Source organism: Enterococcus raffinosus, assembly GCF_019175485.1.
Classification (GTDB): Bacteria; Bacillota; Bacilli; order Lactobacillales; family Enterococcaceae; genus Enterococcus_A; species Enterococcus_A raffinosus.
Genome location: NZ_CP072888.1, coordinates 775,719 through 791,929, shown reverse-complemented (window position 1 = coordinate 791,929; position 16,211 = coordinate 775,719). Strand labels below are relative to the sequence as shown.

At 39.8% G+C, this 16,211-nt stretch carries 14 protein-coding genes; 7 read left to right on the top strand and 7 right to left on the bottom strand.

Annotated elements, in window-relative coordinates; genetic code table 11:
• Positions 1-5 precede the first annotated feature (5 nt).
• A complete protein-coding gene (locus J9537_RS03910) occupies positions 6-224 on the bottom strand; it encodes a YneF family protein (RefSeq protein ID WP_010740033.1) in 219 nt (72 codons plus the stop codon).
• 303 nt (positions 225-527) lie between these two features.
• Here J9537_RS03910 and proB point away from each other — a divergent pair, with 303 nt between their 5' ends.
• Both proB and J9537_RS03900 read left to right on the top strand, forming a co-directional pair.
• Positions 528-1,337 (top strand): glutamate 5-kinase, encoded by an 810-nt coding sequence (gene proB / locus J9537_RS03905; RefSeq protein ID WP_218256790.1) that lies wholly within the window; start codon positions 528-530, stop codon positions 1,335-1,337.
• The gene (locus J9537_RS03900) at positions 1,330-2,580 is read left to right on the top strand and encodes a glutamate-5-semialdehyde dehydrogenase (RefSeq protein ID WP_218256789.1); all 1,251 of its coding nucleotides are present in this window, start codon (positions 1,330-1,332) and stop codon (positions 2,578-2,580) included. The genes proB and J9537_RS03900 overlap by 8 nt, the downstream gene beginning before the upstream one ends.
• A 195-nt stretch (positions 2,581-2,775) precedes the next feature.
• On the opposite strand, the gene J9537_RS03895 is transcribed toward J9537_RS03900, so the two are convergent.
• From J9537_RS03895 to tyrS, 3 genes are all read right to left on the bottom strand, one after another.
• Positions 2,776-3,666: a deoxyribonuclease IV gene (locus tag J9537_RS03895; protein WP_218256788.1), complete on the bottom strand. Its 891-nt coding sequence runs from the start codon at positions 3,664-3,666 to the stop codon at positions 2,776-2,778.
• Positions 3,667-3,689: 23 nt separating this feature from the next.
• Complete coding sequence (locus J9537_RS03890) at positions 3,690-4,595, bottom strand: AEC family transporter (protein WP_218256787.1); 906 nt, start codon at positions 4,593-4,595, stop codon at positions 3,690-3,692.
• Between the two features lie 96 nt (positions 4,596-4,691).
• Complete coding sequence (tyrS, locus tag J9537_RS03885) at positions 4,692-5,954, bottom strand: tyrosine--tRNA ligase (protein WP_010746689.1); 1,263 nt, start codon at positions 5,952-5,954, stop codon at positions 4,692-4,694.
• Between the two features lie 333 nt (positions 5,955-6,287).
• On the opposite strand from tyrS, the gene J9537_RS03880 reads away from it, so the two are divergent.
• The 4 genes from J9537_RS03880 (at position 6,288) to J9537_RS03865 (ending at position 10,404) form a co-directional block, all read left to right on the top strand.
• Positions 6,288-8,675 carry a transglycosylase domain-containing protein gene (locus J9537_RS03880; protein WP_218256786.1) on the top strand — a complete coding sequence of 796 codons (2,388 nt, stop codon included), beginning with the start codon at positions 6,288-6,290 and terminating at the stop codon, positions 8,673-8,675.
• 134 nt (positions 8,676-8,809) lie between these two features.
• The gene (locus J9537_RS03875) at positions 8,810-9,031 is read left to right on the top strand and encodes a DUF2829 domain-containing protein (RefSeq protein ID WP_010746691.1); all 222 of its coding nucleotides are present in this window, start codon (positions 8,810-8,812) and stop codon (positions 9,029-9,031) included.
• A complete protein-coding gene (locus J9537_RS03870; protein ID WP_218256785.1) occupies positions 9,028-9,780 on the top strand; it encodes a 3-oxoacyl-ACP reductase in 753 nt (250 codons plus the stop codon). The genes J9537_RS03875 and J9537_RS03870 overlap by 4 nt, the downstream gene beginning before the upstream one ends.
• A gap of 117 nt (positions 9,781-9,897) precedes the next feature.
• The gene (locus J9537_RS03865) at positions 9,898-10,404 is read left to right on the top strand and encodes a QueT transporter family protein (protein ID WP_010746693.1); all 507 of its coding nucleotides are present in this window, start codon (positions 9,898-9,900) and stop codon (positions 10,402-10,404) included.
• A 33-nt stretch (positions 10,405-10,437) separates the two neighbouring features.
• Here J9537_RS03865 and treC read toward each other — a convergent pair whose 3' ends face one another.
• On the bottom strand, positions 10,438-12,060 hold the full coding sequence (gene treC, locus J9537_RS03860; protein ID WP_218256784.1) for an alpha,alpha-phosphotrehalase: 1,623 nt from the start codon (positions 12,058-12,060) through the stop codon (positions 10,438-10,440).
• A 15-nt stretch (positions 12,061-12,075) separates the two neighbouring features.
• Positions 12,076-14,022, bottom strand: a complete 1,947-nt coding sequence (gene treP, locus J9537_RS03855; RefSeq protein ID WP_218256783.1) for a PTS system trehalose-specific EIIBC component — start codon at positions 14,020-14,022, stop codon at positions 12,076-12,078.
• Positions 14,023-14,397: 375 nt separating this feature from the next.
• On the opposite strand from treP, the gene treR reads away from it, so the two are divergent.
• Positions 14,398-15,120, top strand: coding sequence for a trehalose operon repressor (gene treR, locus J9537_RS03850; protein ID WP_028020175.1), 723 nt, complete (start codon positions 14,398-14,400; stop codon positions 15,118-15,120).
• Positions 15,121-15,166: 46 nt separating this feature from the next.
• Here the strand turns inward: treR and ccpA are convergent, their stop codons facing one another.
• Entirely contained in the window at positions 15,167-16,171 is a 1,005-nt protein-coding gene (gene ccpA / locus J9537_RS03845) for a catabolite control protein A (RefSeq protein ID WP_010746697.1), read from the bottom strand.
• Positions 16,172-16,211 lie beyond the last annotated feature (40 nt).

Genomic DNA, 16,211 nt, shown 5'->3' with positions numbered 1-16,211 from the left:
CAAAATTATTGTTGATTTTTCATTTGCTGCATCATTTGACGAACTTTTTTCTCTGAAGGCTTTTGACCCATCGACATCATCATCTGACGTAACATATCCTCGTTGATTGGAGGATTCTTTTTGAAATAGTCTTGCATATATTTACGAGCTAAGAAGAAACCGCCGACAGCACCTAATAGTGCAGCGATTACTGCGATCAATACTACGATTCCAGTTGATACCATTTTCACCGCTCCTTTCCTGACACATTCTCATACATTTTACTAAAAGATTCTCCAAAAGAAAAGACGTTTTAAGAAACTTCAAATCTGTCTGTGTAAATTTAGTCCAATCTTATTCATTGGTTGAGACGCGACCCCTTTTTTTGTCTACTAACTAAAAAAATTGGACAGGCGTTTTCTCGCTAATTTGAAGAAAAAAGTGAAAATACTCAATTATTTTTAAATAAATGATGAAATATTGATTAGAATATGTTAAAATGCAAAACAATATCTTCCTCGCTGGTGGCTAAGTGAAGAGGTGTAAGTATGAGAGAGTTTTTAAAATCTGTAAATCGGATTGTTGTAAAGATCGGAACAAGTTCTTTGATCCACCCAAACGGTAAGATTAATTTGGATGGTATTGATCAATTAGCATTTGTACTCACCGATCTACGCAATCAAGGAAAAGAAATACTATTAGTCTCTTCTGGCGCTATTGGTGTCGGCATGGACAAGCTTCATATCCCAGAACGTCCACGGGAGATCCCTGTACAGCAAGCAGTCGCAGCTGTAGGACAATCAGAGCTGATGCACATCTATAATCAGCGTTTTTTAGGCTATAGTCAACAAACGGCTCAAGTGCTGTTAACGCGAGACGTAGTAGATTTTCCAGAAAGTCGAAAAAATGTAATTAACACCTTGGAGCAGCTTCTTTCGATGGGCATCGTTCCAATCATAAATGAAAATGATACTGTAGCTGTGGACGAAATGGATCACACGAGAAGATTTGGTGATAATGATGAATTATCAGCAATCGTTGTACAATTAATGGATGCGGATTTGTTAATTATGCTAAGCGATATTGATGGGTTCTATTCTGATAACCCATCAAAGAATAAGCAGGCCATTCTCTACTCCACTATCTCCACAATCAACCAAACACTGATGGACCAAGCAGGTGGAGAAGGAAGTCGCTTCGGAACAGGCGGCATGGTCAGCAAATTGAAGGCCGCTCAACGAATCTTAGACGTAAAAAGCGCGATGGTCTTGGCAAATGGAAAACCTCCCAGAATAATTTTTGATATTTTAGCAGGCGTAGAAGTCGGAACATTATTCAAGGAGGGACAACATGAATAACTTAATGATCAGTTTAGGAGAAAAGAGCAAAAAAGCCGCGCAAGAGTTAAGTCAACTGGAGACCAGCAAGAAAAATGACTGTCTACTACAGATGGCAATCGACTTAGAAAACAGTAAAACCACGATACTACAAGCAAATCAGCAAGATCTGAAGCAAGCAAAGGAAAACGGCATTCCAGAACCGCTGATGGATCGTTTGCGCTTAACCGACGATAGAATCCAAGAAATGGCTGAAGGAATCCGCCAAGTAGCGGCTTTAGCGGATCCAATCGGCGTCGTAGAAAAAATGTGGCGTACCGAAGATCAGCTAATGGTGGGACAACAGCGTGTGCCATTAGGTGTAATAGGGATCATCTTTGAATCGCGACCAAATGTAACAACCGATGCGGCTAGTTTATGCTTCAAGTCGGGAAATGCAGTACTATTACGCGGCGGCAAGGAAGCCTTCTACTCAAACCAAGCCCTAGTTAAGCTCATGCAAAAAACATTACAAAATAAACAATTAGACATTGGGATGATCCAGTTCGTCAATGACACTTCTCATGATGTAGCAAACGAAATGATGCGGTTAAATGATTATCTAGATGTCTTAATTCCTCGAGGCGGAGCTGGTTTGATCCAACGTGTTAAAAATAGCGCTACTGTCCCTGTAATCGAGACAGGAACAGGGAACAATCACGTATATGTAGATAATGCAGCGCAATTAGATATGGCCAGCGACATCGTCGTGAATGCGAAAGCACAACGTCCTTCAGTGTGCAACGCAATCGAAACCTTACTGGTTCATGAAGACATTGCCTCGGAATTTCTGCCAATGATTGAAAAAAATTTGATTTCACACGATGTATCTTTACGTGCTGATTCGAACGCTTTGTCTTATTTAACACAAGCATCCTTAGCAACTGAAGAAGATTGGGCAACAGAATTTCTAGATTACATCTTGGCAGTTAAAGTCGTTGCCTCCATCGATGAAGCAATTGAACATATCAATCGTTACAATTCGAAGCATTCAGAAGCCATAGTAACGGATAGTTATCACAATGGACAAAAATTCTTAAAAGAAGTGGATGCGGCGGCTGTATATATCAATGCCTCTACTCGCTTTACCGATGGCTTCAAATTTGGTTTTGGAGCAGAAATCGGGATTTCTACACAAAAGCTTCATGCACGTGGTCCGATGGGCTTAGAACATTTAACTTCCAGTAAATATATCATTTACGGAGATGGGCAAATTAGAGAATAAAACACTATAAAACTAACAAAGGAGCTGACCCAAAAGTCTTTTAAACTTTTGGGTCAGCTCCTTCTCGCGAATAAACGACGACTCATAAGTAGCGTCTTCGGAAATAAACCGAAAATTCAAAAAAATTTGAGGAACAACTTCCGGAATTCCATTCTTATTTCTTGACACTGAACACTTATGAGTCAGTCTCGTTGATTATTGTGCCTGAATTTTTTCTAATAAATCGGGATCAAATTTACCAGCTTTCAGCATAGCAATTTCAAATCCATAAGGCGCCTGTTGATTTTTTTTGTCTTCTCCAACATAAGGTGTTTCTAAAATTTTTGGCAATTCTTTCAATTTTTCATGGTGAACGATAGCATTCAATGTATCAAAACCAATTGTTCCGAAGCCAATATTGGCATGGCGGTCCTTGTGAGAACCCATTGGATTTTTCGAGTCATTTACATGGATCACCTTCAAGCGATCCAAGCCAATCACCCGATCGAACTCAGCCAACACTCCGTCAAAATCATCCTTCACATTGTAGCCTGCATCATTGGTATGACAAGTATCAAACGTCACCGAAAGTTTCTCGTTCAACGTGACCCCATCAATAATGTATGCGAGCTCTTCAAACGTTTTTCCTAATTCAGTTCCTTTACCCGCCATCGTTTCCAGAGCAATTTGCGCTTTTTGATCTTTAGTAAGTACTTCATTTAATCCTTTGATAATTTGATCAAGACCCGCTTTTTCACCTGCTCCCACGTGAGCGCCTGGATGTAAGGTGATTTGCATCGCACCTAGAGCCTCTGCCCGCATGATTTCATCACGTAAAAATTGAACGGCAAAAGGAAACATCTCTGGCTTTTTCGTATTGCCTAAATTAATGATATACGGCGCATGCATGACAATATTTGATAATCCGTGTTCCTTCATAAACTCTTCCCCAGCCGGAATATTCATCTCATCCACTGGTTTACGACGTGTATTTTGCGGCGCTCCACTATAGATCATAAAAGTTGACGCATCATAACTTGCCGCTTCTTGTGCTGCACCTAGCAGCATTTCTTTTCCCTTCATACTTACATGAGAACCAATTAACATAAAAAACCTCCATCTGTTTTTCTTTATAAAAATAGTAACAAGCCTGTCATCAACGGCAAGCTGATCAGGAAACTGAGAGACGAAGTGAACCCTACTACCTCCGCCCGCATTCCCGCAGCAACACTGTTGATAACAGCAAACGTCGGAATTGGCCCGACAGATACGAGACATAAAACGATTTTGATCATCATTGGAATCGGCAGCAGCATAAAAACAACAGCTAATAAGATTCCTAAAGCATATTTGATGACTAAAACACGCAGAACTAAAGCCAAATCTTTTTTTGGCAAGCGTAATTCTAAAAATAGCCCAATCATAAACATTGATAAAAATGTATTTGCACTAGCAATGGGCTGCGCAATTTGAAATAACGCTGGAGGGAGATCCATCTTTACCATTCGGAAAAAGAGCATGATCAAATAGCATAAAAAAGGAACTGACCTGCCCAAACGACCAAGAACCATTTTTGCAGATGGCCGTTGTCCATTGCTTCCACTAATCCCTTCAATCACAACATTTGAACCGCCAGCTAACATCACACTATTTCCAATATCGAAAAAGGATAGAATAGGAATCGCCAGCGGCATAAAACTTTGAACAAAAGGAATCGCAAAATTCCCAATATTATAGCCGGAAACACTATACATCAAAAATTCTCGTTCTACTTGTTCTTGCTTTTTTGAGAAAAAATGACCAATGATTATCATTACAAGATTCAATACTAATCCTGCAGCAATCAGTAACAATAGCTGATTTTTTACTTCCAAGGATTGCAAATTGACAATGATTGCCGCTGGTAGTGTAACATTGACAACGATTTTTGAAATCGTTGTTCCATCGGCTTTCATCAATAAGTTTAATCGTTTTGTTAAATAGCCTATCAAAATAATAACAAATAATCCCAACGAGTTTAATAAAACTGCTCTCACACACTCACTCCATCCGCTATCTAAAACGCTTACCGCCTATTACATAGAAAGAGGATTGCTCCAAAAAAATTGGTACAATCCTTTTTCTACTAACAATTAAAATTGTAAAACAAAGTACTTTTTCTTGCCACGACGAATAACGATATATTCATTTGACAATTTGTCTTGATCACTTAGTGTGTAAGCCACATCTTGTACACGATCTCCATTGATATAGATCGCTCCATTGTTAATGTCTTCTCGCGCTTGACGTTTAGATTTTTCAATCCCTGCGGTCAATAGAATCTCCACAAGATTCAAATCATCCTCCGCTTTAACTTGGTAGCTAGGCACGTTTTTAAATCCTTGTTTGATTTCATCCGCAGTTAAGTTCTTAACATCTCCGCTAAATAACGCTTCAGAAATATGAACAGCCTGATTGTAGGCTTCCTCTCCGTGAACCAATACAGTAACTTCTCTGGCTAACGCTTTTTGAGCCGCACGTTGTTCAGGTGCCGCAGTAAATTCTTTTTCAATTGCTTCGATTTCTTCTAAACTCAAGAAAGTAAAGTATTTCAAGAATTTCACCGCGTCACGGTCATCTGTGTTGATCCAGAATTGATAAAATTCATACGGTGATGTCTTTTCTGGATCTAACCAAACCGCATTTCCTTCAGTTTTACCGAATTTCGTACCATCCGCTTTTGTGATCAATGGCATTGTTAAACCGAAAGCCTGTTTTCCTTCTTCGCGACGGATCAACTCAATTCCTGAAGTGATATTTCCCCATTGGTCGCTTCCGCCTAATTGTAATAAACAACCATAACGTTTATTCAATTCATAAAAATCGTAGGCTTGGAGCAACTGGTAAGCAAACTCCGTGTAAGAAATCCCTGATTCGATGCGACGTTTTACACTTTCCTTACTCATCATGTAGTTGATGGTGAAGTTTTTCCCTACATCACGTAAAAAGTCGATCAATTTTAATTCGCCTAACCATTCATAATTGTTAGCAACGATCGCTGGATTTTCTTTATTTTCGAAGTCAATAATACCAGAAAGCTGATTCTTGATACTTTGAGACCAGCTTTGAACAGTATCCAAGGTATTCAATTGACGTTCCGCATCTTTAAATGAAGGGTCTCCAATCATTCCGGTACCACCGCCAACTAATGCGATAGGAACGTGTCCGTTTTGTTGGAAACGACGCAACGTCAAAATCGGTAATAGATGACCTATATGCAGGCTGTCAGCCGTCGGGTCAAAGCCGATATATAGTTTAACAGACTCTTCATTTAATTGTTTTTCTAGGGCTGCTTCATCTGTTACTTGAAAAATTAAGCCACGGGCTTTTAGTTCTTGGAAAAAGTCTGAATGCATGTTTTATCCTCCTAATACATTTTGATGTCCCTTATTTAAAAGGGGAACATTTCTTCATTACGCATATCATCTTCAAATGATTTATACTTTCCCATATTAACTGAAAAAAGGCGGAAATAAAAGCTATTCGCTAGATTTAATTCGAACTTCTTCAGGAATAAAATCCAAGCTCAAATCAGGTGAGACAATCAATATAATAATGTTTGTTTTGTTTTACTTAACAATTAGTTGAAGTTTTGATTACAAACATTGCATCCGCTTGTTAATAGAAGTAAAACTTTGCTATAATTCAACAGATAATTAAAATGAATAGAATCTAATGAGGTGGACTTTTTGGCTCACAAGAAAAAAATAAATAAGCAACCGAAAAAGAGCAGCAAAAGTAAGGCAAGACCGGCTCTTGGTGGACCTTTCGCGCTTAACGTTTCATTGCGAGTGGTTAAATCACTGCTGCTCGGCTTAATCGTTGTGCTCTTTTTAGGCGGCATGCTAGTCGTCGGAATCGGTGCTGGGTATTTTGCGCATCTTGTCGAAGGGACGCCAACGCCTACAAAATCTGAAATGAAGCAAAAAGTCGGAGACATCGCGGAATCGTCTAAGCTTCTCTATGCGGATAACCAAGAACTGGCGACAATTCAAGCTGATCCCATTCGTGAAAAAATAAACTCCGATGAAATCTCCCAATGGGTGAAAAAAGCTCTTGTAGCTACTGAGGATGAAAACTTTTATGAACACCACGGAGTCGTTCCAAAAGCTGTTGTACGCGCCTTACTCGGTGAAGTCGTAGGCTTTGGAGCTGGATCTGGTGGCTCCACACTTACTCAGCAATTAATCAAGCAACAAGTTTTGACAAACGAAACCTCTTTTAAGCGAAAAGCGAATGAGATTGTTTTGGCATTGGATTTGGAAAAATATTTAAGCAAAGATGAGATTTTAACGGCTTACCTGAATGTCTCTCCTTTTGGTCGGAACAACAAGGGTCAAAACATTGCTGGGGTCGAAGAAGCTGCAATTGGAATTTTTGGGGTTCACGCTAAAGATTTGAACCTGCCGCAATCCGCATTTATTGCTGGGTTGCCACAAAGCCCGATCGTCTACAGTCCTTACACCAATACGGGCGATTTGAAACAAGACTATTCTCTTGGGATGGCACGTAAAGACGATGTTCTTTTTAATATGTACCGTGAACAAATGATTTCTAAAAAAGAATACGAAGACGCAAAAAAATATGATCTAGCAAAAGATTTCCAAGCGCGACAGGACGTCGAGGTTCAGCAACACGGCTTCTTATATTACACGGTTTATAATGAGGCAATTAATATTGTAGCCAAACAGCAAGCTAAAGAAGATGGTGTGAGCGATGCAGATTACAATAAAGAAGATGTACAAAATCGCTACATTGAACAAGCGAAAGTTAAGATGCAAAATCAAGGCTTAGTAGTAAAATCAACGATTGATAAAAATATCTATGATGCAATGCAATTAGGTGTCGCCGAATATGGACAATACTTAGATGACGGCTCTGGCGCAACAGTAGAGCCTGGTACAGTGATGATGGATAATAAAACCGGTCGTATCTATGGCTTCGTCGGCAGTCGAGATTACAATACCAATCAAAACAATCACGCCTTCGATACCGCACGACAAGCTGGTTCCTCTATCAAACCCGTTTTAGTTTATGGACCTGCTATTGATCAAGGGCTACTAGGAAGTGCATCACGTATCGCTGACTTCCCAATGAAATACCAACATGGTGAAAACGCCGGCAAGGAACTAGGTAATGCAGAAAACAAAGGGTCTAAGACTTTTCAAACAACACGGCAGGCACTTGTTGAATCAACTAATATTACGTCCTATCATGTTTACCAAGACTTGTTAACAAATAAAGGCTCTGACCAGTTTGCATATGATAATTACCTGAAGAAAATGAATTATCCATCCTCCAATACTTGGGGGGTAGAATCCGCACCACTAGGAACGACTAATGTCACAACTTTAACAGAAGTAAATGGTTTCCAAACCTTAGCAAATGGTGGGGTTTATCAACAGGGCTACTTGATTGACTCAATCACTGACAGCACAGGAAAAGAAATCTACAAACATAAAGAAGCTCCTGTTCAAGTTTATTCTAAAGCAACAGCGTCAATTATGAATGACCTGATGCGTAGTGTCATAAACGAGCAGCATACAACGCCATTCAAAACGATCTTAAGTGGTGTTAATTATCAATTGAGCACGGCCGATTGGGTCGGAAAAACCGGAACCACCGATAATTATGCGGACAATTGGTTGATCGTCTCTACACCGTCTATTACATTAGGAACATGGACTGGACGAGATGATAACAAACCAATGAATGACGGAGCTGGAAATCGGACAGCGACCTACATGGCTTACCTTGCTGGTCGAATTTATCAAGTAAATCCAAATGTCTTCGGTGAAAATGAAGAGTTTGAGTTGTCTGATGATGTAAAACAAATCAAAGTTTCAGACTTTACTGGATTAAAACCTGGAAAAGTTAGTCACGACGGTACGAATTATCAAGTACCAAGTGGAGAAGCAACCTCTCTTTGGGCGAAGGATGGTCCTGGCGACAATACTTATGAATTTGGTATCGGCGGAACCGATGATGACTACAAAACATATTGGAACACACGTAATAAAGTCAATGCCAAAAATAAAGAGGATAAAGAAGACGAAGAAACAAAAACAGATGATTAATCTTTGATGAAGACCTCTCCTTTGACTGGAGAGGTCTTTTTCGGTGATTGCTCCTCTCTTCGTCTTCTTGTAGCTCCTCAAACTTTTTGGTATTCTACCAAAAGAAAACGAAAATTTAGATGGAGGAAATATCAATGACATTTGAAGAAATTTTACCTGAACTAAAAAAAGGGGCAAAGATTATCCGTGAAGGTTGGGGCGGATTCGAATTGTACGTAACCCTAGTGGAAGGAGACGTATTTGATGGTTCGCCCGTTACCCCCTACTTTTTGATCAAGACCGCTGATGAAGGGTTCTCCAGCTTCGCACCGACCGTTTGTGATATTTTGGCAGAAGATTGGAAAATCGTCGAATGATGGCGATGGATTTCTCAAAAAAAGTAGTGTTTATTACTGGCGCTGCTTCAGGGATCGGGGCTGCTCAGGCACAAGCGTTTTTGACTACTGGTGCCTATGTTTTTGCCTTTGATCAGCAAAAGCAAGAGATGCTGACTTTGCAAATGAACTACCCTGAACAGTTTGCTTTCTTTATTGGCGACGTTCGAGAAAAAATAGCTTTGAAGAAAGCGATAAGAAAATGCCATGAACATTTTGGTACTGTGAACATTTTGTTAAATACAGCAGGCGTATTGGATGATTATTTGCCGTTGCATGATACAGACGAAGAACTATGGTCAAACATATTAACTACGAATCTTAACAGCATGTTCACCCTAACAAAATTATTACTGCCAGAGCTATTAGAGAATCAAGGGACTGTCATTAACATGGCTTCAATTGCTGGACTTGTCGCTGGTGGCGGAGGGATTGCGTATACTACTAGTAAACATGCGATTGTCGGCTTTACTAAGCAGCTTGCTTTAGACTATGCTGCCAAGGGGCTTCACGTCAACGCTATCGCTCCTGGAGCCATCAATACGCCTATGAATCAGGCTGATTTTGCCGGTGACGGCCAAATGGCAAAATGGGTCGCTGAGGAAACTCCTGTTAAGCGTTGGGCCGATCCTAAAGAAGTCGCTTATGCGACATTATTCTTAGCGAGTGATGAGACTCGTTATATGCAAGGAAATATTTTACCTATCGATGGTGGCTGGCTTTTAAAATAGCTTGCAATTTTTTCTAAATAATCTAAGATAGGTGGTAGCGATATTTTCGCACTGTGACACTTCAATCCTTTGGTCGCAGTTATTAACGAGACGATGTCTTGTAAAGGAGAATGAAAAATGAATCTTGAAAAAAGTTCAGCACAACGCTGGACCACCACCGACACGGCAAAAATGGCCGTCGTGACAGGGCTGTATGTCGCTGTCACCATCGTTTTATCCGTTATTAGTTTTGGCGCGATCCAGCTCCGTGTAGCGGAAATGTTCAACTACTTACCTCTTTTCAACAAGCGATATACGATCGCTGTGACGCTAGGTGTCGCGATTGCCAATTTGGCATCCCCATTAGGGATTGTAGATGTAGCATTAGGGAGTGTCTCTACGTTGATCGTTTTGTTGATATGTCGGGGAATTACTCGAAAAGTCACAAATCTTAAGAAAAAAATGATTATCACAGCATTCCTCTTTGCCTTTTCGATGTTTACGGTAGCAGGACAATTAACGTTCTTCTATCAGGCGCCATTTTTACTTAATTGGCTGATTATCGGTTTAGGTGAATTACTTTCTATGTCACTAGGCGGTATAATCATTTATTTGATAAATAAACGAATAGACTTAACTAAATAGAAACGCGTGAGCACATTTTGCTCACGCGTTTTTTTAACAATAAATAGCGATGGATTGATACGGCTTCAATGTGATTTCTTGACCCTTTGTATCACTATCATAGTTACTGATTAATACTTCGCCCTTTTGAAATTCATCAGGCAGATCAATTGTTGTTTCCTGTGGAAAGAAATTATTTAGCACAAGAAGTCTACGATCCTCATAGCTACGGATATAGCTGTAGATTTGCGGATGATCTGGTAAAAAAGCTTCATAACTTCCTTCCGCAATGATTGGATATTCTTTCCTCAACTTGATCAATCGTTGATAATAATTAAAGATAGATCCCTCCTGCAGCTCCTTCGCCACATTGATTTCATTAGCCGTATTTCCTAGTGACAGCCACGGATCAACCGTTGAAAAGCCACTATATTCTCCACTATCCCACTGCATCGGCGTTCTTGAATTATCCCGCGACTTTGCTTTGACAATTTTAAAGGCTTCCTTTTCCGATGTTCCTGCTAATAGCAATTCTTGATACGCATTTAGGCTTTCCACATCTGCATATTTTTCCATAGAATCAAAATCTGGATCGAGCATTCCGATTTCTTCTCCCATATAGATATATGGCGTCCCCCGATTCAAATGAATCGAACTAGCTAGCATTTTTGCGCCAGCTACACGATAGTTATCCACATCCGTAAACCGATTCAACGCTCTTGGCTGATCGTGATTATTCCAGAAAAGAGCATTCCATCCGTTCTCTTGGCTCATCTGCGTTCCCCAAGTATGAAACAATTCTTTTAGTCGAGTAAAATCAAATGGCATTTGTGTCCACTTCTTACCGTCTTTATAATCAACTTTTAAATGATGGAAGTTAAAGGTCATGTTTAATTCTTCGCGCTCAGGTTGGGTGTACAAAATACAGTTTTCCACTGTGGTAAAACTCATTTCACCAACGGTAATCATATCTGTCTCTTTCCCAAAGGTTGCCTGATTCATCATGTGGATAAAGTCGTGATTAATCGGACGATCTGTGTAGGCGGGTTTTCCGTCATTCTCTGCACAATCTTTTAAAACTTCATCTTTGCCGATTAAATTGATCACATCGAATCGAAACCCTTTTACACCCTTTTCCATCCAAAAACGGATAACTTCAAATAATTCTTCGCGTACTTTTGGATTTCGCCAATTTAAGTCAGCTTGTGTTTTATCAAATAGATGCAAATAGAATTTACCAGTCTCTCCAAATGGAGCCCAAGCATTTCCACCGAATTTAGAAACCCAATCCGTTGGCTCATCCCGTAAGATAAAGTACTCTTGATATTTTTTATCACCAGCCAATGCTTTTTGGAACCATTCATGCTCTGTCGAGACATGATTGAAAACCATATCCAGCATTACTTCGATACCATGTTCTTTTGCGGTAGCAATTAGATTTTCAAAATCACTCATGGTTCCAAACATTGGATTAATCGCTGTATAGTTCGCTACATCGTACCCATTGTCCTTTTGAGGACTTGGATAGATTGGGCTCAACCAAATCATATCGACCCCCAAACGTTTCAAATAGGGGATTTTTTGCTTGATACCTGGTAGATCCCCGATGCCGTCCTGATTTGTATCCAAAAAAGATTTGGGATAAATTTGGTAGATGACTTTTTCTTTAAAACTCATTTTGTCCTCCAGCTTCTATAATTCTGTCGCTAATAAAATTTTCTCTGCACTTGTTACAGGGGCTTCCTGAATCAATGGATCCACTTGAAAGTCGGTTGAATTTGTTACGATAATCGGTGTTTGCACCTCATATCCTGCTGACTTGATGGCCTCAACATCAAACTCCATTAAAAGCTGACCTTTTTTGACACTGTCTCCTTGCTGTACATGACTGGTAAAATATTTGCCGTCTAATTGTACAGTATCAATCCCAATATGAATCAATACCTCTGTTCCCTCTGTACTAACTAAACCGATAGCATGCTTTGTTGGAAACAACAAACTAATTTGACCATCAAAGGGTGCAACTAATTTTCCTTCACTCGGGTCAATCACAACCCCTTGTCCCATCATTCCCTCTGCAAATACCGGATCTTTTGCACTGCTTAAAGGATGAAGCATTCCAGCAATTGGCGAAAACAACTCAACAACAGAACCCGTTTTCTTAACAGACTCATTGCCCAATGTTGGCACATTTTCTTCTTCGATCCGATCAATTTTATTGAACAAACCGATCCGACGGAAAGTCAGTGTCAAAAGGAATGGGACAGCAACCGCGATTACCATTCCAATCGCAAAGATTGGATAGTCTTGCGGGCGAATCGCTAGAATCCCTGGAAGTCCGCCGACACCAATTGATAATGCCCGAACCTTGAATAACGTTACGAACAAGCCTGCGATCCCACTACCGATCATCGCCGCGATAAATGGATAGGTATATTTTAAGTTGATCCCAAACATCGCCGGTTCCGTAACACCCAACCAAGCAGAGATCACTGATGGAATAGATACCTGTTCTTCTTTTTTATTTCCACGATGAGCAAAAACTATCGCTAAAACAGCCGCCCCTTGAGCAATATTGGATAAACAGATCATTGGCCATAAGTTAGTCGAACCAAAGTCGGCAATTAATTGTGAGTCTATCGCTAATGTCGTATGATGCAACCCAGTAATAACCAGAGGCGAATATAGCGCTCCGAATACTCCGCCAAATAACCAGCTAAAGCTAGAAGTTAGACCCGCATTTACTACAGCAGAGATCGCTGTTCCGATTTTCCAACCGATAGGACCTAAAATAATATGAGCAGCCAAAATCGTTGGAAGCAATGAGAAAAATGGAACGAAAATCATTGAAACAGCCTCAGGAATATGTTTCCGGAAAAAGCGTTCTAGGTAAACTAGTAGAAACCCTGCCAGCATTGCTGGAATAACTTGGGCTTGGTAACCGATCTTATCAACAGTGAAAAAGCCAAAGTCCCATGTCCAGTTCTTTGCAATTTCTGCCGCTGTCGTGCCGTTAACTGAATAGGCATTTAACAATTGTGGCGAAACTAATGTGATCCCAAGAACGATCCCTAAGATTTCAGTCGCACCCATTTTACGAGCAATACTCCAAGTAATCCCGACTGGCAAGAAGTGGAAAATCGCTTCACCTGGCAACCATAAGAACCCATTGACACCGTTCCAAAATGTAGAGGCTTCAACAATTGTTTGACCATTCAGCCATCCCATTGGTACGGCTTCCAAAATATTACGAAATCCTAAAATCAAACCGCCGACAATAATTGCTGGTAATAAAGGGGTAAAAATTTCTGCTAAAACAGTAATGGCGCGTTGGACTGGATTTTGATTTTGTTTGGCCGCCGATTTTGCGGCTTCTTTCGAAACACCTTCTACTCCGGAAACAGCAACAAACTCATTGTAAAAAACGGCTACATCGTTTCCAATAATTACTTGAAATTGTCCAGCATTAGTAAACATTCCTTTAACACTTGGAATCTCTTCGATTCGCTCCTCATCTGCTTTTTTTGGATCATTTAGCACAAAGCGCATCCGAGTAGCACAGTGGGTAACCGCAGAAATATTTTTCTTTCCACCAATGGCTACCAGCAGGTCCTTTGTATCCTTTTCATATTTTCCCATCTTTTTTCCCTCCGAATAAATTTAACTTGTATGGATAAGTTCAGCTGATAGGTTTACTATAATTGGTTTGAGCATTTTTGTAAATCGCTTACATCCGGCGCTACGAAGTGTTTATTAGAGATATTTAATTTTAATGGACGATAACAAATTTTATTAATGATTAATCAGTCTTATAGTTACCAACAGGTTGGTAAGAAAGCAAACAAGCTTCTCTTAAAATAAGAATTTACTCATTTTATTCATCCAAAACCCAAAGAAAACGTTTTACTTGTAATTATTTTCTTTGTATAATGGAATCACATATACGGACAAGTTGTGTTTATCTATTTCCAGTACTGATAGATTAGTGAACGAATTGAATAAAAGGAGGGCAAAATGAAAAATTATGAGGTGATTTACCAAGCAATCGAACGAGGAATTTTAAAAGGCGTTTATGAAGCGGGTTCTTATTTGCCTAGTGAAAACAAATTGCGTCAAACCTACCATGTATCACGCGATACGATTCGCAAAGCCTTGTCTCTTCTGATGGCTAATGGCTATATTCAAAAAATTCAAGGTAAAGGTTCACTTGTTTTGAAGCGAGAGCAGCTGCGATTTCCTGTTTCTGGTTTAACGAGTTACAAGGAACTCCAAAATTCTTATGGCTATGACAGTAGTACGGACGTTATTAGTTTAAAGAAAGTTATGATTAATGAAAAGGAAGCACGTGTCACTGGATTTGAAATCGGGGCTGTCTGCTGGGAATTGATTCGTACACGAGCGATCGACCAGAAAAAAGTAATACTTGATAAAGACCTATTACTGACGACAGTTGTGCCTGAACTAGATACTGAAATCGCAAAGGATTCCATTTATCGCTACTTTGAAAATCAATTGGGGTTGAATATCGCTTTTGCTGAAAAGGAAATCACGATTGATGCCCTGACTGATGAAGATCGAGAACTATTGGATCTTAATCAGCACGATATCAATATTGTTTCAGTAAAAAGTCGAGTATTTACTAGTGATGCTCGGCAATTTCAATACACAGAAAGTCGTCACCAGGTGGATAAATTCCGCTTTTTCGATTTTGCACGACGACACCCTTCAACAATGTAACCCGATGAAAAAGGCTGTGCCAAATTTGGCACAGCCTTTTTTCATATTATTGCTTCGTTGATCCTTTTTCGAAGATACCATGTGGCAATTCGATTGTTTTTTGTTCAATGTCTTCTTTGTTCATCATTTTTGTTAACAGACGCATCGCAACGGCACCGATATCATACAATGGTTGAGTCACACTGCTTAGACGCGGACGTGCCACTTCTGTCAGCAATGAATCATTGCTTGTGATGATTTCGAAGTCTTCAGGAACTTTCACGCCTTTATCAATCAAGCCGTCTAATAAACCGATAGCTAATTCATCATCAGTCACATACGCTGCTGTTGCACCACTATTTAAGATACGATCAGTCAATGCTAATCCTTCTTTAAAGTTATAAGGCGCTTCAAAGATCAGCCCTTCATTGTAGTCTAAACCATTTTCAGCCAATGATTCTTTATAGCCGCCCATACGAGCTTGACCATTAATCGCGTCAATCAACGCTCCGCTGATGAAGGCAATTTTCTTATTGCCATGTTTTGCTAATAAATCAATAGATTCTTTAGTTGCTGCTTTGTAATCAATGTTTACACTACCCACTTGTTCATCTGGATCAATTGAACCAGCTAAAACGATTGGTGTCTTTGAACGTGAAAATTCTGCACGGATTTCATCAGTAATACGATGACCCATGAAAATTACACCATCTACTTGTTTCGCTAATAAATTATTTAATACATTTACTTCTTTTTGCGCTTCGCCATCTGAGTTCGCTAGGATGATATTATATTTGTACATTGTAGCAATATCATCAATTCCTCGTGCTAATGACGCAAAAAACATATTGCTGACGTCTGGGATGATTACACCGACTGTTGTTGTTTTCTTGCTTGCTAGTCCTCGTGCGACAGCATTTGGGCGATAATCTAGACGCTCAATAACTTCTAACACCTTTTTACGTGTTGTAGGTTTTACATTGGGGTTGCCATTGACTACACGAGAAACGGTTGCCATTGAAACATTTGCTTCACGGGCAACATCATAAATCGTAATTGTTTGCTTTTCCATGGATATGCTCCTTTTTTTGTTTTCAGAAAATATCATTTAC